This window comes from Kineococcus rhizosphaerae (assembly GCF_003002055.1).
GTDB lineage: Bacteria > Actinomycetota > Actinomycetes > Actinomycetales > Kineococcaceae > Kineococcus > Kineococcus rhizosphaerae.
On sequence record NZ_PVZF01000014.1, the window covers coordinates 1 to 17,402 of the forward strand.

The window sequence follows — 17,402 nt, forward strand, 5'->3', positions numbered from 1 at the left end:
GGCGGTCGCCATGGTTGAGATTGCCTACACGCGGATGATGCTGCGCCGGTTGACCAGGCCGGCGCAGCCCTCACCGCACATCTAAAACAGTCACTCAGCAGGCATGAGGTCCTCGCTCACGTGGGGAGTGAGGGCGAGCGTAGTTGACACGGGAGCCGACCGTGACGTTGACTGGCCGGACCATCCAGAGCGGCCGAGAGACTTGGCTCGACGACGCCGCAGCAACCCCCCTCGAGGGTCGGTGCTTCCGCCAAGGACGATGGAGGACGCGTTGCCCGGCCCCAAGCCGTTGTTGCTCAACCTGTTCGAGATGAACTGCGTGAGCCACATCACTCACGGGCTGTGGCGGTTGCCCGGCAACCACCGCCACGAGTTCAACGACATCGGCTACTGGACGACGCTGGCCCGGCTCGCCGAGGAGGCGCAGTTCGACGCCGTGTTCCTCGCCGACGTCCTCGGGGCGTACGACGTGTACCGCGACGGCCCGCAGACGGCGCTGCGCGAGGGTCTGCAGATCCCCAGCAACGACCCGATGCTCGTGGTGCCCGCGATGGCCGCGGTGACCGAGCACCTCGGGTTCGGGGTGACCTCCTCCACCAGCTACGAACCACCGTTCCCCTTCGCGCGCCGGATGAGCACGCTGGACCACCTCACGAAGGGGCGCGTCGGCTGGAACGTGGTGACGAGCTACCTGCCGAACGCGGCGCGCAACTTCGGTCTGTCCGGGCAGATCGAGCACGCCGAGCGGTACCGGATCGCGGACGAGTTCATGGAGGTCGTCTACAAGCTCTGGGAGGGTTCCTGGGACGCCGACGCCGTGGTCGCCGACCGCGAGCGGGGCGTCGTCGTCGAACCGGACCGGGTGCGGCCGATCGACCACGAGGGCACCTGCTACCGGGTCGCCGGCCCGCACCTGTCCTCCCCCTCCCGGCAGCGCACGCCGCTGGTCATCCAGGCGACGGCCTCGGCCGACGGGATCGAGTTCGCCGGCCGGCACGCCGAACTGGTCTTCACCGGCGGCCCGGACCACGCCACCGTCAAGCGCACGATCGCCGCGGTCCGCGCCGCGGCCGAACGCAACGGCCGTGACCCGCTGAGCGTGAAGTTCGTCGTGCAGGCCACGGTCGTCACGGGCCACACCGAGTCCGACGTCGTCGCCAAGCTCGCCGCGCACGCGCGGTACGACAGCCTCGAGGGCAGGCTCGCGCACGCCTCGCTGCCCTTCGACCCGCTGGCTCACCCCGCCGACCGCACGGTGGGCGACGCGCTGGCGCTCGAGGGCCGGCTGGACCACCCCGGCGCGGCGCACCTGCCGTGGCAGCGCAGCGTGGGTGACTTCACCGCCGCCCTCGCCCGCCGGGAACGCACGTTCGCGGCCGTCGGCACCCCCGACGCCGTCGTCGCCCAGATCGAGCACTGGCTCGACGACGTCGGCATCGACGGCATCAACCTCACCCAGCAGCACAGCTACGGGACCCTGCAGGACTTCGCCGAACTCGTCGGCCCGAGGTTGCGCGAGCGCGGCCGCCGGCCCGACGGGTACGTCCCGGGCCAGACGCTGCGCGAACGCCTCGGCGGCAGCGGCCCGCTGCTGCCCGACGACCACACCGGCGCCCGGTTCCGCCGTGCCGCCGTCCCCACCCCCTGACGCCAGGAGCCCCGACATGCCCACCCCGTTCCACGTGTTCCTGGAGGTCGACGGCGGAGGCTGGCACCCCGCCGCCTGGCGCCGTTCCCGCACCACCCCGGACCAGGTGTTCTCCCCGGCCCGCCTGAAGGAGTTCGCCGTCACCGCGCAGGCGCAGGGCCTGACCGGGCTGACGTTCGAGGACTCCACGGAGCCGAACCCGCGCAACCCCGTCGGTCACCTCGACGCGGTGCAGCGCGCGGCCTTCCTGGCCGGGACGACCGACGCGATCGGGCTGCTCCCCGTCGCCGCGACGACGTACTCCGAGCCGTTCCACGTGGCCGCGCAGATCGCCTCCCTGGACCACTCCAGCCGGGGCCGGGCGGGGTGGATCGCGACGACCTCGCCCGCCGCGGCCGCGCGCAGCGTGAACCTGCCCGTCGAGGCCGACCCCGCCGGCGAGCTGGCCGACGTGGTCCGCACCGTCCGCGCGCTGTGGGATTCCTGGGAGGACGACGCGGTGATCCGCGACGTCGCCACGGGCCGCTACGTCGACCGCGACCGGTTGCACTACGTGGACGTCGAGACCGACTCCTTCTCCGTGAAGGGCCCGCTGACCGTCCCGCGGTCCCCGCAGGGCCAGTCCGTCGTCGCCGTCCACGCACGGGACCTGACCCCGGGCACCGCGGCCGACGTCGTGTTCAGCGGGGACGAGCGGGCCCGCCGCACCGCGGGTGGGCCGCTCGTCGTGCTCGACGTCGAGGTCGCCCTCGACACCGAGGCCCACCCGGCGGCGGACCGCCTCACGGCCCTGGACGCCGACGCGACGGCCCCGGACCGGGGCCGGATCCGCTGGTCGGGGTCGGGTGAAGGTTTCGCCCGGTACTTGAGCGACCTGGCCGGTTCCGTCGACGGCGTCCGGGTGCACGCCGCGGTCCTCGACGAGGACCTGCGCACGCTGCTGCGCACGACGTTCCCCGCCCTGCGCGTCGCCCGTCTGCTGCAGCCGCCGACCGCCGGGGCGACCCTGCGGTCCACGTTGGGCCTGGCCCGACCCGCCAACCAGTTCGCGACGGCCTGAGGACCTTCCCCCATGACTGACGACACGACCGAACTCCGCTACCCCGACGCCGTCGTCCGCTTCGGCGTGTTCTTCCAGGGCGTCAACCACAGCACCATCTGGTCGGACCCCCGCAGCGGTTCCCAACTGCACCACTCGACGTTCACGCAGCTGGCCCAGACCGCCGAACGCGGGTTGTTCGACGCGTTCTTCCTCGGCGAGGGCCTGCGGCTGCGCGAGCAGCGCGGCAAGATCCACGACCTCGACGTCGTGGGCCGTCCCGACGCCCTGACCGAGCTGGCGACGCTCGCGGGGCTCACCTCGAAGATCGGTCTGGTCGCCACCCAGAACACGACGTACAACGACCCGGCCGACCTCGCCCGCCGTCTCGCCTCGCTGGACGTGCTGTCCGGCGGCCGCGCCGCGTGGAACGTCGTGACGACCGACAACGCGTGGACGGGCGCGAACTTCCGCCGCGGTGGGTACCTCGACCACGCGGACCGGTACGAACGCGCCGAACGCTTCGTGAACCTGGCCAAGCGCGTGTGGGACAGCTGGAACGGCGACGGTTTCGACGCGGTCGCCTCCGACGACCGGTTCTTCGACGTCGAGTTCACCCCGACCGTGCCGCGCAGCGCGCAGCAGCACCCCGTCCTGTTCCAGGCCGGAGACTCCCCCGCGGGCCGCGACTTCGCCACCCGCACCGCGGACGTGATCTTCTCCCGGCACGGCACCGACCACGCCGACGCGCTCGCCTTCGCCGACGACATCCGGCGCCGGACCGTCGCGGCCGGCCGCCCCGAGGGGGACGTGCTCATCCTGCCGGGGACGCAGATCGTCGTGGCCGACACCGAGGCCGAGGTCGAGGAGAAGGCCCGCTGGGTCCTCGAGCAGCAGGTCACCCCCGCCACCGCGCTGTCCCTCGTGGGCCAGGTGTGGGGCGAGGACCTGTCCGGCTACGACCCCGACGGTCCGCTGCCGGCGCACGACCCGGTCATCGAGGACATCGACGGGACGCGCGGGGCCCACCGCGCGGGCGCGAACGCGCGGAGCCTGGCGCAGCAGTGGCGGGCGGTCGCCGAGGAGAACAAGTTCTCGCTGCGCGAACTGGTCCTGCACCACTCCTCCGAGCGCGGTTTCGCGGGGACCGCCTCGCAGCTGGCCGACGAACTCACCTTCTGGGTGCGTTCGGGCGCCAGCAACGGTTTCAACATCACGCCGTACCTGGTCCCGAGCGGGCTGGACGACATCGTCGACCAGCTCGTCCCGGCGCTGCAAGACCGCGGCGCCTACCCGATCGAGTACGTCGGGGACACCCTGCGCGAGCACCTCGGCCTGCGGGCGCCCCTCACCCGCCGCTGACCGCGTTACCGGCTGCTCCCCCGCGCCGAAGGCACACCTCGCGCCCTGATCACCAGCAGTTCAGGGCGCGAGGTGTGCCTTCGGCGGGATTCGGGGGCGGTGGGCGTCAGGGGCGGTGCGAGGTCTCGGTGCGCAGGAGCGCGCCGAGGTACGCCGCGATCTCCCCGGGACCCGACCGCGGCGCGACGGCCTCGACGGCGGGGTTGTAGTTCGTGTTCGTGTTGACGTCGTACGTCACCGTGCGCCCGTCGGCGGTCTCCAGGAACTCGATCCCGGCGATCTCGATGCCGGCCCCGCGCAGCAGGTCCTCGTACCGCTTCACGAGCGGGGTGTCCGCGGTGATCTCCTCGCGCAGCGAGAACAACCCTTGCGGCGAGTCGACGACGCACGCCTCGAGCGTCTGCCCGGAGGTCGGGACCTCGCAGGCGTCGGCGGGGCACAGTTCGAAGCTCCCCGCGGAGGTGTCGACGCGCACCGCGTAGACGAAGCGGCCCCCGACGAACTCGGCGCGCGTGATGAACGGCTGGGCCGAGCGCAGGTACTCCTGCAGCAGGGTGATCCCGTCGGCCGGTTCCTCGAAGTCCGGCGAGGCGACGTACGCGTCGAACTCGTCGTGCGTGTCGAAGCGCCGGACGCCCAGGCCCTTGCCACCCTGGTTGTGCTTGGTGATGAACGGCGCCTCGAGCTCACGGGCACGCGTCGACAGGTCGTCGCGGCCGAACACGGCGAGCGTGCGGGGGACGTCGAACCCGTTGCGGCGCAGCAGGGCGTGCTGCGCAACCTTGCTCACTTCGAGCTCCACCACACGGGACCCACCCACGACACGCCGCCCCCACCCCTCCAGCCAGGCGACCACGGCGCGCGTGTACTCCTTGGTGCGGGCGTTGCCCCGGGTGTGCGCGGACGCGCTCAGGCGCGACCAGTAGACGCCCGGGGCCGGTTCAGCGTCCAGGTCGAGGGAACCGTCGGTGAGCAGCACCTCCTGGAACGGGACGCCGGCGGCGCGCAGGGCCGCCTCGAAGGGCGGGAACCACTCCGGGTTCTCGTGGACGACGTGCACGCGGGGTTCGGCGTCGGCGGCGAAGCTCCACCGACGGGTGTCCTCGACGACGGTCATGCGGTTCCTCCGGGGGTTCGGGAGCTCTCGGTCCAGGGTGCCACCCCGGCCAGGGAACCACCTCCCGCGGTGGGTCCGCCCGACAGCCGGCATGGAAGCGCTTCACCACCCGGGACGGTCCGTGCGGGCGGTCCGGCGCTTGGAGAAACCCGCTCCGGTGGGATAGTTTCGAACCGTCCATCCAGAGCGACCGAGAGACCTGGCTCGTCGACGTCGCAGCAACCCCCCGACCCGTCGGGCGAGGGTGCTTCCGCCAGGACCGATGGGAGTCGCGAGATGAGTGCCCGCACCGCACCCGGGAGCCTGCTGGTCCGCCGGCGCCACGTCGACCTGGGTCGTCTGAGCTCGGCGGTCTGTGCGGGGGTCTGACCCCCGTCCGTCGCGGCCCCGCCCGCGGACGTCCCCTGCGCCGGTGTCGGCGCGGACCTCCGGAGCACCCCCTTGTCACGCACTCCCCCGTCCCCATCACCGTCCCGTTCCCTCGGCGTCGTCGGTGCCGGTCCGCGGACCCTCGTCCTCCTGCAGCGTCTCGGCGCCCAGCACGCCGCGGCCGACGACGGGTCCGTCCTCGACGTCCACGTGGTGGACCCGTACGACTCCGGCGCCGGCCGGGTGTGGCGCCAGGCCCAGGACCCGTTGCTGTGGATGAACTCGCGGGCCGCGGACATCAGCGTCCTGCCCGACGAGTCCGTCACCGGCCTGGCCGAACCCGTGCTGCGCGGCCCGTCGCTGGCCGGGTGGGTCCACGAGAACCGCGCCGACCTCGTGCACGACGCGGCCGCCGCCGGTGACGACCTGCTGCGCGAGGAGGTGCTGCGCCACGAACCCGGGTCCTTCACCTCGCGCCGCCTCGCCAGCGGGTACTTCGCCGACGCGTGGGCCCGCACGCTGGCCGGGCTGCCCGCGGGGGTGCGGGTCCACCGGCACGCCCGGACCGTCCTGGACCTGACCGACGACCCCCGCGACGGCCGTCAGGTGCTGCACCTGGCCGGGCAGGAGGAGACCCTGACGGTCGACGCGGTGCTGCTCGTCCAGGGGCACCTCGACGTCCGGCCCGGTCCCCGCGAACGGCGCATCGCGACGTTCGCCCGCACCCACGGCCTGGCCTACGTGCGCCCGGGCTACACCGGCGACCAGGACCTCGACGTCCTGCGCCCGGGCTCGGACGTCGTCGTGGTCGGCATGGGCCTGGCCTTCGTCGACCTCGTGGTGCGCCTGACCGAGGGCCGCGGCGGGCGGTTCACGGAACGCCCGGACGGCTCCCTGGACTACCACCCCAGCGGCCGGGAACCGCGGCTGCACGTCGGCTCGCGACGCGGCGTCCCGTACCGCTCGAAGATCGGTTACGAGACCCCGAAGGACCTCGGGCTGCCGCGCCACTACTCGGCGCAGACCGTCGCGGACCTGCACGGGGACGCCCCGCTGGACCTGCGGGCGGACCTGTGGCCGCTGATCGTCAAGGAACTGGCCGGGGCCCACTACCGCGAGCTGTTCCGCAGCCACCCCGGACGCACCGCGCTGGCCGCGGCCGAGTTCGACGCCCGGTTCTCCCGCGCGGCCTGGGGCTCGGCCGAGGTCGACGACCTCGTCGAACGCTCCGTCCCCGACCCCGCCGACCGCTTCGACGCCGCCGAGCTGGACCGGCCGCTGGACGGGTGGTGGGGGACGTCCGGGGACGAGGTCCACGAGCGCGTCCTGCAGCACCTCGAGGACGACCGGACCCGGCGGGCCGATGCGCGCCACTCCCCCGACGCCGCGGTCGTCGCGGCCCTGCTGTCCGCCTACGTCGTGACCGCCGGTCTGCACGCCGCCGGGCGGCTCAACGCCCGGTCCTCGGCCCTGGACGTCGACGGCTGGTGGCACGGGTTCTTCAGCTACGTCGCCAGCGGGCCGCCGCCGCAGCGGTTGCGGCAGCTGTCCGCCCTGGCCCGCGCCGGACTGCTGCGGTTCCTCGGGGCCGGGCTGAACGTCGTCGCCGACCCCGGGGCGGGCTCGTTCACCGCCAGCTCGGACAGCGGGCCCCACGAGGTGCGGGCGCAGGGCCTCGTCGAGGCGCGGTTGCCCGTCCCGGACCTGGAGCGCACCTCTGACGTGCTGCTGACGCGGCTGCGCGAACGCGGCGACGTGCGGGCCCACCAGGTCCTCGACGGTGAGACCCGGCTGTCGAACGGCCGGCTCGTCGTGGACGGCCGGGGCCGGCTGGTCCGCGACGACGGGTCCCCGCACCCGCGCCGCTTCGCCACGGGGGCCTGGGTCTCGGGCGAGGGCGCCGCCGCGGCGTTCGCCCGGCCGGGCACGAACGCCGAGCTCTTCCGGCGGGCCGACCGGCTCGCCGCGGACCTGCTGCGGGCCGGGACCTCTGCGCCCCCCACGCCCCGCTCCGTGCCCACCGCCCTGTCCGAACTCCCAGGAGACCGTCGATGAGCGAGACGACTCGCACCGGCACCGCCCCCAGCCGCTCGCTGGCGACCGAGGAACCCGCGGGGGCTGTCAAGGTCCTGCCCGCACGCCACCCGTGGCGGTGGGTCGCGACGGCGGTCGTCGCGGTGGTCGCGGCGATGGCCGTCAACGCCCTCGTGACGAACCCCGCGTGGGAGTGGCCCACGGTCGGTGAGTTCCTGTTCTCCGCCACGATCCTGGAATCGATGTGGCTGACCGTGAAGCTGACCATCGTCGGCACGGCCATCGGTCTCGTGCTGGGCACGGTGCTGGCGCTCATGCGGATGTCGAAGAACCCCCTGCTGCAGGGTGTCAGCTTCGCCTACATCAGCGTCTTCCGCTCGGTCCCGCTGATCCTGCAGCTCCTGTTCTGGTTCAACCTGGCGATCCTCTACAAGAACATCGGGTTCGGGGTCCCCTTCGGGCCGCAGTTCTGGACCTTCTCGACCCAGAACCTCATCGCTCCGCTCACCGCCGCGTTCCTCGGCCTGGGCCTGCACCAGGCCGCCTACTTCGCGGAGATCGTCCGTTCCGGGTTCCTGGCGATCGACCCGGGTCAGCGCGAGGCGGCGGCCGCGCTGGGGATCCCCCAGTTCCGGCAGTTCTGGCGCATCCAGCTCCCGCAGGCCCTGCGGATCATCGTCCCCACCACCGGCAACGAGATCATCGGTCTGCTCAAGGGCACGTCGGTCGTCTACATCATGGCGCTGCCCGAGCTCTTCTACCAGGTGCAGGTCGTGTACAACCGCACCGGCCGGGTCATCCCGTTGCTCCTCGTGGCCGCGATCTGGTACTTCGTCCTCACCACCGTGCTGTCCATCGCGCAGTGGTTCGTCGAGCGCTACTACGGCCGCGGCAGCGACCGGAACCAGACCGAGCTCCCGCTGCTGAAGCTCGTCCGCACCGTGCGGGCCGCCCGCACCCGTCGCCCGGGGGTCTCCCGATGAGCACGCCGACCCTGAACCGTCCGGCGTCCGGTACCGTCGTCAGGCTCGAGGGCGTCCACAAGCGCTTCGGCGCGCTCGAGGTCCTGCGCGGCGTCGACCTGTCGGTGGCCGCCGGCACCGTCACCGTCGTGCTCGGCGCCTCCGGCTCGGGCAAGTCCACGCTGCTGCGCACCATCAACCACCTCGAGAAGGTCGACGCGGGCGTCGTCGAGGTCAACGGTGAGCTCATCGGCTACAAGCGCGCCGGAAACCACCTGCGCGAGCTGCACGAGCGCGAGGTGCTGCGCCAGCGGTCGAACATCGGGTTCGTCTTCCAGCACTTCAACCTGTTCCCGCACCTGACGGTCCTGGAGAACGTCGTCGAGGCCCCCGTCTCGGCGCAGCGGCGCAAGCGGTCCGAGGTCGAGGCCGAGGCGCGCGCACTGCTCGAGCGCGTGGGCCTGGCCGACAAGTCCGGCGAGTACCCGCGCCGCCTGTCCGGCGGCCAGCAGCAGCGCGTGGCCATCGCCCGTGCGCTCGCTCTCAAGCCCTCCCTGGTCCTGTTCGACGAACCGACGTCGGCGCTGGACCCCGAACTCGTCGGTGAGGTGCTGGACGTCATCCGCGACCTCGCCGCGTCCGGCACGACCATGGTGGTCGTCACCCACGAGATCGGCTTCGCCCGGGAGGTCGCCGACCGCGTGCTGTTCATGCACGAAGGCGTCGTCCTCGAGGAAGGGACCCCCACCGAGGTCTTCGACCACCCGCGGCACGAGCGCACCCGCTCGTTCCTCGCGAAGGTCCTCTGAACCACCCAGCCCCACCCCGGTCCGGCGCGAACGCCGGACCGCCCTGTCGGCCTGCCACGAGGCAGGTCCGCAAACCCGAGGAGAACCCCTTGATCAGCCGTCGAACCTGGCTCCTGTCGCTGGCCGCGACCCCGCTCGTCCTGGCCGCCTGCGGCGACGGGACCGACCCGGCGACCGCTCCCGCGTCCACCTCCAGCGCCTCCGGCGGCACCGCGGTCGACACCAGCCCGGCCCAGAAGGGCCGCATCACCGTCGAGGCCGTGCCGGAGATCGCCGCCAAGGTCCCCCAGGCGATCAAGGACCGCGGGACGCTCGTCATCGGCACCACCGGCAACGGCGCCCCGCCGCTGAGCTTCAAGGCCGACGACGACAAGACCGTCATCGGGATCGAACCCGACATCGCCCTCCTCGTGGCCGGTGTCCTGGGCCTCGAGCCCGACATCCAGGCCACCAGCTGGGAGAACCTGTTCCTGTCGATGGACTCCGGCCAGTACGACGTCGGGTTCTCGAACATCACCGTCACCGAGGAGCGCAAGGAGAAGTACGACTTCGCGTCCTACCGCGTCGACACCCTCGCCTGGGAGGTCGCGAAGGACTCCACGATCACCTCGATCGAGGAGCCCAAGGACATCGCGGGGCTGACCGTCTCGGTCGGTTCGGGCACCAACCAGGAGAAGGTCCTGCTGAACTGGAACGAGCAGCTCAAGGCCGCCGGCGAGAAGGAGGCCACGATCCAGTACTACCAGCAGGCCTCCGACACCTACCTGGCGCTGAAGTCGGGCCGCATCGTCGCGAACTTCGGGCCGAACCCGACCGCCGCCTACCACGCGCTGGTCTCCGGTGACACGAAGATCGTCGGAACCGTCCCCGGCGGCGGCACCATCGTCGCCGACATCGCGGCGACGACGAAGAAGGACAACGGGCTCGTCCAGGCCCTCGCCGACGCGCTGAACCACCTCATCTCCAGCGGCGCCTACGGCAAGACCCTCGAACGCTGGAACCTCGCCGACGAGGCCGTGAAGACGTCCGAGATCAACCCGCCCGGGTTGCCCAAGACCGACTGAGCGGCCCGTGCGCGACGGCCCGTCCACCCTGCGGTGGGCGGGCCGTCGCGCGTGCGCTCCCGTCGAGGCCCCCTACGGTAAGCCCCACGGGGACGACGAAGGGCCGGGGGATCGTCGTGACGATCCCCCGGCCCCGTGCCCGGACGGTTTCCGGGCGGGTTCAGTCCCCGCGCCGGCGCGCCACCAGGTGCCAGTGCGACACCCCGGTCACCTCGTCCACGACGTCGCCACCGACGTCCAGCAGGTCGCACCCGCTGGCCAGCAGCGCCCCCCGCACGAGGTCGCGGTCGAGCCGCAACAGCCCCGGGGCGGCGGGCGCACCGACGGGTGCGAGCAGGGAGATCGCTCCCCCGGCGTGCACGGACGACGTCAGCGCCGCGACGTCCGCCACGACCTGCGCGAGGGTCCCCCGCGCGGGCAGGACGTCGTGGCACAGGACGAGGTCGAACGACCCCGACCCGCCGGCCCGGTGGTGGGTGATGGCGGCCAGCGCGGCGACGTCGTCGAGGTCGGCGTCGACGGTGCGGACCAGGTGCGCCACCCCGGCTTCGGCGGCCCGCTCCTGGGCCGCGGCCAGCGCCCGCCCCGAGGAGTCCAGCACGGTGACGTCGTGTCCGAGGCGGGCCAGCTCGACGGCGTCCCGGCCGTCGCCGCCGCCGGCGTCCAGCACGCGCAGCGGCGCCTGCCCCGGGGCCGCGAGCGCACCACCCAGCGTGTCGGCCACCAGGGCGCGACGGGACCGGGTGCCCGTCCTCACGCAGGGACCTCGGGGGTGCGGAACTGCTCGAGGCGGGCACGACGGACCCAGCCGGCGACCCGGCCGTCCACCAGGACCCACGCCGCGGGGGCCGCGCCCAGCGCCTGCCACGCCTCGTCGACGTCCTGGCCGACGCCGACCTGCGGCAACGGCGGGTCGGCCACCTCGCGCAGCGCGACCCCGGCGACCTCGGGGTGGTCGCGGACCAGGCCGCGCAGCCCGGCGAGGGTGGTGGCGCCCAGGACGTCGCCGAGCGCGTGGGGACGGCTGGCTCCCTGGCGGGGCAGCACGACGGCCAGCGGGGTGCGGCCGAGCGCCCCCTCGGCGAGGGCCTGCTCGATCGCCTCGCGCACGGTGAGGTCGGCGCGCAGGGCGATCGGTCCCGGAGCGTCCAGCGCCCCGTCGGGGAGCAGGGCCCGGACCGGGTGCTCCACCCCTTCCTCCAGGAAACCGCTGCCACGCAGCCAGTCGTCGTCGAAGTTCTTGGACAGGTACGAACGACCGGAGTCGGGCAGCAGGACCACGACCACGTCCTGCGGTCCGAGACCCTCGGCCTCGCGCAGGGCCACCGAGACGGCGGCCGCGGCCGACCCGCCGACGAGCAGCCCCTCCTCCCGGGCCAGCCGACGGCCGGTCAGCAGGGCGTCGCGGTCGGAGAACGTCACGATCTCGTCCAGCACCTCGGGGTGGTACGACTCCGGCCACACGTCCTCGACGGTGTCGGGGTGCAGGTAGTGCCCGATGGACTCCACGGCCCACGGGCTGCCGTCGCCGCCGGAGTAGGTGGAACTCTGCGGGTCGACGCCCACGACCCGGACCCGCCCACCGCTGACGGCCTTGAGGTGCTCGCCCGTGCCCGAGACCGTGCCGCCGGTGCCGATCCCCGCGACGAAGGTCGTGATCCGCCCACCCGTCTGGGCCCAGATCTCCGGCCCCGTCGTCTCGCGGTGCGCGGCGGGGTTCGCCGGGTTGTCGTACTGGTTCGCGAGCCACCCCCCGGGGATCTCCTCGGCGAGCCGGACGGCCGTCGCGTGCACGTGGCGGGGGTCGTGGCGCGGGACCCCGCCGGGGACCACGACGACCTCGGCGCCGTAGGCGCGCAGGACCGCGATCTTCTCCCGGCTGGTCTTGTCGGGGACGACCACCACGACGGAGTAGCCGAGCTGGGCACCGACGACGGCCAGCCCCACGCCGGTGTTGCCGGACGTCCCCTCGACGATGGTCCCGCCGGGGCGCAACGACCCGTCGGCTTCGGCACGACGGACCATCCACAGCGCGGCGCGGTCCTTCACGCTGCCGCCGGGGTTGTTCTGCTCGAGCTTGACGTAGACGGCGGCGCTCAGGTGGGCCGCGGTGCGCCGCAGCCGGACCAGCGGGCTGGAGCCGACGGCGTCGAGGACGGATTCGTGGACGGGGCCGCCGGGGGTCTCCAGGCGCAGGTCGTCGGCGGTCCCGGGGATCGGCAGCCGTTCCAGGGTGCTCACGGTGCGGGCCTTTCGGTGGTGGAACGAGTTCGGGGAGGTCGGGTGGGTCACCCGGTGACGTGCGGGCAGCCGGTCAGCGCCGGTGTGGGCGTCGACGACGACACTGCGAGGCGGCCGTGCGGCACAGGTCGACGACCCGACGACGGCGCAGGGGCTCGGGCCGCGGCGGTCGGGGTGCGGGGCCAGGACCGCCGGCACGGGGCGGAACGGCGGGAGAACGGGTGCTCACCTGGACGACCTCCATCGGTCCTGGCGGGAGCACCCGCGCCCGAGGTCGTCGGGGGGTTGCTGCGGCGTCGTCGAGCCAGGTCTCTCAGCCGCTCTGGATGGTTTCCTCACCCACGGTGCCCTTCGGCACGGGGTTTGTCAATTGCCGAACCCGGTTCCACCACAACGGTTGCCGGGAACCCTGGTGCTACAGGTCGCGCCCGTAGCAACGGCTGTGGACGACCGCGTCGTACGGCGGGTACACGGGGACGGGTTCCCAGCCCGCACGCTCGTACAACGCCACGGCCTCGGGCTGGAGGTTCCCCGTCTGCAGCACGAGCCGGCTCACCCCGAGGTCGCGGGCGGACTGCTCGACGCGGCGCAACGCCTCGGCCGCCAGCCCCCGCCGCCGGTGGGCGGGGTCGACGAAGACGCGTTTGACCTCCCAGCGCACCGGCTCCCCGTCGACGGCGAGCCGGCGCAGGCTCGCCGTCGCCGCGGGTTCGTCCCCGCCCAGCGCCAGCCACGTGACGGCGACCTCCGACGCGGACGGACCGGGCGGGTGGTACCGCGGACCACCGTCGGGACGGGCGTAGCGCGGTCCGACCTCGGCGTCCATGAGATGGCGCAGCCGGACGACCCGGGGGTCGTCCCAGCCCGTGGCCACCCAGGTGACCACGGGCAGCGGCTGGACGGTCACCGGCGCGCGAGCGGGGACGCGAAGGCGACCGCCACGCGGTGGACGGCCTCGCGCAACTGCTCCGGCGTGAGGTCGGAGAAGCCCCACCGGAAGCGGTCGCCGAACTCGTGCGGTCCGACGGGGCTGAAGTACCGGCCGAGCGGGAAGTCGACCGCGTTCTGCCGGGCGGCCTCGAGCGCCTTCTCCAGGTCGATCGCCGGGTCCAGGACCCGACCCCAGACGAAGATGCCACCGTCGGCGGCGGGGACCTCGAGGACTCCGCCCAGTTCCTCACCCACCGCGGCGATGAGCGCGTCGTGCCGTTCGCGCAGCACCGAGCGGCTGTGCCGCAACGCGTCACTGAGGGCACCGGGAGCGGCGAGGAACCGGTGGACGCCGCGCTGCACGACGAGCGAGGTGTGCTGATCGGAGTCGCGCCGGGCGTCGAGGACGGCCCCGATCAGCCACTCCGGCCCGGCGATCCACCCGAGCCGCAGCCCTGGCCCCAGGGTCTTGGAGAACGTGTTGACGTGCAGCACCTGCCCGGAGGCGAGGTCCAGGTCCTCGGCGGGGTCCCCGTCGAACCGCAGCTTGCGGTACGGGTCGTCGGACAGGACGAGGAACCCGTACTGCTCGGCGAGCTCGACCAGCCGGCGCCGCGACGCCGTCGGGGAACTGGTCCCGGTCGGGTTCTGGAAGTCCGGGATCGTGTACAGCAGCTTCGGGCGCAGCCCCGCCCGGAGCTGGGTCTCGAGGTCGTCGAGGTCGATGCCGTCGGGCCCCGTGGCCACGGGCCGGGTGTCGACGCGCCGTTGCCGCAGGAGGGTGAGGACGAGGGGGTACGTGGGGTTCTCGACCAGCACGACGTCCTGGGGGTCCAGCAGCGCGTCGAAGACGAGCGCGAGCCCGTGCAGGGCGCCGTTGGTGACCGCGACGCGGTGCGGGACGGTCCCCTCGTCGGTCGCGATCCACTCCCGCAGCTCCGGCAGGCCCAGCGGGACGGAGTAGCGCAACGAGGGCGCGGCCGGGTCGGCCAGTTCGTCCGCGAACGCCCGCGACAGGCCCGCCAGCGGCAGGGTGTGCGCGCCGGGGGTGCCGCCGTGCAGGCCGATGGTCCCCTCGACGGTGCTCGTCGGGCGGGGGCCGAACCCCACGGCGGGCAGGACGTCCTTCGCACGGCGGGACAGCAGGTGCGGACCGGCGTCGAGGGAGGCGATGTCGTCGCGCAGGATCGTCACCGGGTCACCCGGCCCGGCTCGGTCCCGAGGGCGATCGGCACGCGGACGGCGTTGCCCCACTCGGTCCAGCTGCCGTCGTAGTTGCGCACCTCCGGCAGACCCAGCAGGTGGGTCAGGACGAACCACGTGTGGCTGGAGCGTTCGCCGATGCGGCAGTAGGCGATCGTGGGCCGGGTCGGGTCGAGCTGCGCGCCACCGGTCGTGTAGAGGGCCTCCAGCGCGGCGCGGTCCTTGAACCGGCCGTCCTCGGCCGCGGCCTGGGCCCACGGGACGTTCGCCGCCCCGGGGACGTGCCCACCGCGGACGGTCCCCTCCTGCGGGTAGTCGGGGATGTTCGTCAGCTGGCCGCTGTACTCCCCCGGCGACCGGACGTCGATGAGCTGACCGCCGAGGTGCTCGCGCACGTCCGGCAGGAAGGCCCGGATCGAGGCGTCGTCGCGCTCGACGACGGGGTACTGCGTCGGGGTGCGCTCGACGACGTCGGTCGTGACCTCGCGCCCCTCGGCCACCCAGGCCGCTCGGCCACCGTCGAGCAGCCGGACGTCGGCGTGCCCGAACAGGCTGAAGACCCACAGCGCGTAGGCGGCCCACCAGTTGTTCTTGTCGCCGTACACGACGATCGTGTCGTCGCGACCGATCCCCTTGCGCGACAGCAGCTCGGCGAAACGCACACCGTCGACGTAGTCGCGGGTCACCTGGTCGTTGAGCTCGGTGTGCCAGTCGACCTTCACGGCGCCAGGGATGTGACCGGTGTCGTACAGCAGGACGTCCTCGTCGCTCTCGACGACGACGAGACCCTCCCGCCCGAGGTTCTCGGCCAGCCAGGAGGTGCTGACGACGCGGTCGGGGTGGGCGTAGGCGGCGAACTTGGGATCGCTCGTGTCGGGCTGGACGCCGGCGGTGGCGGAGGTGGTCGTGGACATGCGGGAACTCCGGGAGGGGTCGGTACGGGAGGGGCAGCGGGACGGTCAGCTACAGGCGCTGCTGCACCGACGGCACAGGTCGACGACCCGCCGGTTGGAGGCGTGGAAGTGCCGCGCGGGGACGCACGGCGTGCGGTGCTGCATCGATCCTCCATCGTTCCTGGCGGAAGCACCCGCACCCGTTCGCACGGGGGGTTGCTGCGGCGTCGCGGAGCCAGGTCTCTCAGCCGCTCTTGATGGTTGCCCGGACACTGTCGCCCGACCGCGATCGGGTTGTCAATCCCCCGGTGAACCCCGGGGACCCCTCACCGCCTCACAGGGCCTTGCCGGGGTTCAGCAGCCCCAGGGGGTCGAACACGGCCTTGATGCCCGCCTGCAGCGCCCGCACCTGCGGGGTGAGCTCGTCGGCCAGCCAGCGCTGCTTCGCGGTGCCGATCCCGTGCTCGCCGCTGATCGTCCCGCCCAGGCGCAGGGCCGTCGCCACGACCTCGTCGGCCGCCGCCTCCAGGCGTTCGGCGCCCCCGGCCACGTCGTCGGCGAACAGCAGCGGGTGGAAGTTCCCGTCCCCCGCGTGGGCCACGGCACGCACCGAGACCCCGTGCACGGCACCGATCCTGGTGATCTCGCGGTGGAACTCCCCGATGCGCGACAGCGGGACGGCGACGTCCTCGCCCACGGCGAGCTTGTCCTCCAGCGGACCGCGTCCGCTGCGCCGCAGCTCCCAGTGGAACTCGGCGTCCTCGCCGTGCAGCCGGCGCGGGCGGCCACCGGCCCCGCGCAGTGCCGCCTCGACCTCGTCGGCCTCCGCCCGCGCACCGTGACCGTCGGTCTGCACGAGCAGCAGCGCCCCACCCCCCTGCGCCAGCGACGTCCCCGAGTGGGCGTCGATGTCCGCCAGGGTGGGGCCGTCCAGGAGCTCGATGACAGCCGGTCGCGCGGCTCCCGCGGTCAGGGCCAGCAGCCCCTCGGCCGCGGCGTCGACGGAGTCGAACCAGGTGGCGACGGTCTGCTCGTCCACCGGCCGCGGCCGCAGCCGGACGGTGATGCCCACGACGACACCCAGCGTGCCCTCGGACCCGGTGAACAGCCCCACGAGGTCGAGTCCGGTGACCCCCTTGATGGACCGGTGACCGGTCGAGATGAGCGACCCGTCGGCCAGGACCACGTCGAGGGCCAGCACCGACTCCCGCGTCACGCCGTACTTGGCGCAGCGCAGTCCCCCCGCGTTCGTCGCGACGTTCCCGCCGATGCTGGAGGTCCGCCAGCTGGCCGGGTCCGGGGCGTAGCGCAGACCCAACGGCGCCAGGGCGGCGTCGAGGTCGGCGCCCAGGACACCCGGTTCGACGCGTGCGACCTGGTCGGCCGGGGCGATCTCCAGGACGCGGTCCAGCCGCTCGGTCGACAGCACGATCCCGCCGGCCACCCCGATCGCACCACCGGACAACCCGGTCCCCGCTCCGCGCGGCACGACGGGGACGCGGTGCCGGCTCGCCCAGCGCAGGACGGTCTGGACCCCGGCGACGTCGGCCGGGCGCACGACGGCGAGGACCCCCTGCGGGGCGTCGACCCGGGAGCGGTCGGTGACCTCGTGGGCGGCGAAACCCGGGTCCACCGCGCCGGGGAGCTCACCGGCCAGCTCGGCCAGCGGACCGGTGAGGTCGGTGGGGACGGCGGGCAGCAGTTCGGTGGTCATGTCGGGGTCTCCGTTCG

The 17,402-nt window shown here is 73.3% G+C and carries 14 protein-coding genes and 4 riboswitches; of the genes, 7 read left to right on the top strand and 7 right to left on the bottom strand.

Going from position 1 to position 17,402, the window contains the following annotated elements:
- The first annotated feature begins 177 nt into the window (after positions 1 to 177).
- Positions 178 to 266: riboswitch (SAM riboswitch) on the top strand.
- The 3 genes from CLV37_RS22170 (at position 260) to CLV37_RS22180 (ending at position 4,049) form a co-directional block, all read left to right on the top strand.
- Positions 260 to 1,648, top strand: coding sequence for an NtaA/DmoA family FMN-dependent monooxygenase (locus CLV37_RS22170; protein ID WP_281260552.1), 1,389 nt, complete (start codon positions 260 to 262; stop codon positions 1,646 to 1,648). (Overlaps the previous riboswitch by 7 nt.)
- 16 nt (positions 1,649 to 1,664) lie before the next feature.
- On the top strand, positions 1,665 to 2,708 hold the full coding sequence (locus tag CLV37_RS22175) for an LLM class flavin-dependent oxidoreductase (protein ID WP_106214595.1): 1,044 nt from the start codon (positions 1,665 to 1,667) through the stop codon (positions 2,706 to 2,708).
- A 12-nt stretch (positions 2,709 to 2,720) separates the two neighbouring features.
- Entirely contained in the window at positions 2,721 to 4,049 is a 1,329-nt protein-coding gene (locus CLV37_RS22180) for an NtaA/DmoA family FMN-dependent monooxygenase (protein ID WP_106214597.1), read from the top strand.
- Between the two features lie 106 nt (positions 4,050 to 4,155).
- Here CLV37_RS22180 and CLV37_RS22185 read toward each other — a convergent pair whose 3' ends face one another.
- The gene (locus CLV37_RS22185) at positions 4,156 to 5,166 is read right to left on the bottom strand and encodes an ATP-grasp domain-containing protein (RefSeq protein WP_106214599.1); all 1,011 of its coding nucleotides are present in this window, start codon (positions 5,164 to 5,166) and stop codon (positions 4,156 to 4,158) included.
- Between the two features lie 174 nt (positions 5,167 to 5,340).
- A riboswitch (SAM riboswitch) is annotated at positions 5,341 to 5,435 on the top strand.
- A gap of 172 nt (positions 5,436 to 5,607) precedes the next feature.
- Between CLV37_RS22185 and CLV37_RS22190 the strand changes: the two genes are divergently transcribed.
- From CLV37_RS22190 to CLV37_RS22205, 4 genes are all read left to right on the top strand, one after another.
- Positions 5,608 to 7,590 (top strand): FAD/NAD(P)-binding protein, encoded by a 1,983-nt coding sequence (locus CLV37_RS22190; RefSeq protein ID WP_106214601.1) that lies wholly within the window; start codon positions 5,608 to 5,610, stop codon positions 7,588 to 7,590.
- Positions 7,587 to 8,552, top strand: a complete 966-nt coding sequence (locus CLV37_RS22195) for an amino acid ABC transporter permease (RefSeq protein WP_106214603.1) — start codon at positions 7,587 to 7,589, stop codon at positions 8,550 to 8,552. Before CLV37_RS22190 ends, CLV37_RS22195 begins: the two co-directional genes overlap by 4 nt.
- Positions 8,549 to 9,340: an amino acid ABC transporter ATP-binding protein gene (locus CLV37_RS22200; protein WP_106214605.1), complete on the top strand. Its 792-nt coding sequence runs from the start codon at positions 8,549 to 8,551 to the stop codon at positions 9,338 to 9,340. Before CLV37_RS22195 ends, CLV37_RS22200 begins: the two co-directional genes overlap by 4 nt.
- Before the next feature lie 89 nt (positions 9,341 to 9,429).
- Positions 9,430 to 10,404: an ABC transporter substrate-binding protein gene (locus CLV37_RS22205; RefSeq protein ID WP_211298856.1), complete on the top strand. Its 975-nt coding sequence runs from the start codon at positions 9,430 to 9,432 to the stop codon at positions 10,402 to 10,404.
- A 160-nt stretch (positions 10,405 to 10,564) separates the two neighbouring features.
- On the opposite strand, the gene CLV37_RS22210 is transcribed toward CLV37_RS22205, so the two are convergent.
- The 6 genes from CLV37_RS22210 to CLV37_RS22235 form a co-directional block, all read right to left on the bottom strand.
- A complete protein-coding gene (locus CLV37_RS22210) occupies positions 10,565 to 11,161 on the bottom strand; it encodes a methyltransferase domain-containing protein (protein ID WP_170127438.1) in 597 nt (198 codons plus the stop codon).
- Positions 11,158 to 12,600, bottom strand: a complete 1,443-nt coding sequence (locus tag CLV37_RS22215; RefSeq protein WP_425433631.1) for a PLP-dependent cysteine synthase family protein — start codon at positions 12,598 to 12,600, stop codon at positions 11,158 to 11,160. Before CLV37_RS22215 ends, CLV37_RS22210 begins: the two co-directional genes overlap by 4 nt.
- A gap of 282 nt (positions 12,601 to 12,882) precedes the next feature.
- Positions 12,883 to 12,978, bottom strand: a riboswitch (SAM riboswitch).
- An 82-nt stretch (positions 12,979 to 13,060) separates the two neighbouring features.
- On the bottom strand, positions 13,061 to 13,552 hold the full coding sequence (locus CLV37_RS22220) for a GNAT family N-acetyltransferase (RefSeq protein ID WP_106214609.1): 492 nt from the start codon (positions 13,550 to 13,552) through the stop codon (positions 13,061 to 13,063).
- Positions 13,549 to 14,769 carry an aminotransferase-like domain-containing protein gene (locus CLV37_RS22225; RefSeq protein ID WP_170127439.1) on the bottom strand — a complete coding sequence of 407 codons (1,221 nt, stop codon included), beginning with the start codon at positions 14,767 to 14,769 and terminating at the stop codon, positions 13,549 to 13,551. The genes CLV37_RS22220 and CLV37_RS22225 overlap by 4 nt, the downstream gene beginning before the upstream one ends.
- Positions 14,766 to 15,692 (bottom strand): sulfurtransferase, encoded by a 927-nt coding sequence (locus CLV37_RS22230; protein ID WP_106214613.1) that lies wholly within the window; start codon positions 15,690 to 15,692, stop codon positions 14,766 to 14,768. Before CLV37_RS22230 ends, CLV37_RS22225 begins: the two co-directional genes overlap by 4 nt.
- A 148-nt stretch (positions 15,693 to 15,840) precedes the next feature.
- Positions 15,841 to 15,935, bottom strand: a riboswitch (SAM riboswitch).
- Positions 15,936 to 16,005: 70 nt separating this feature from the next.
- Positions 16,006 to 17,385: an FAD-binding oxidoreductase gene (locus tag CLV37_RS22235; protein ID WP_106214615.1), complete on the bottom strand. Its 1,380-nt coding sequence runs from the start codon at positions 17,383 to 17,385 to the stop codon at positions 16,006 to 16,008.
- Positions 17,386 to 17,402 lie beyond the last annotated feature (17 nt).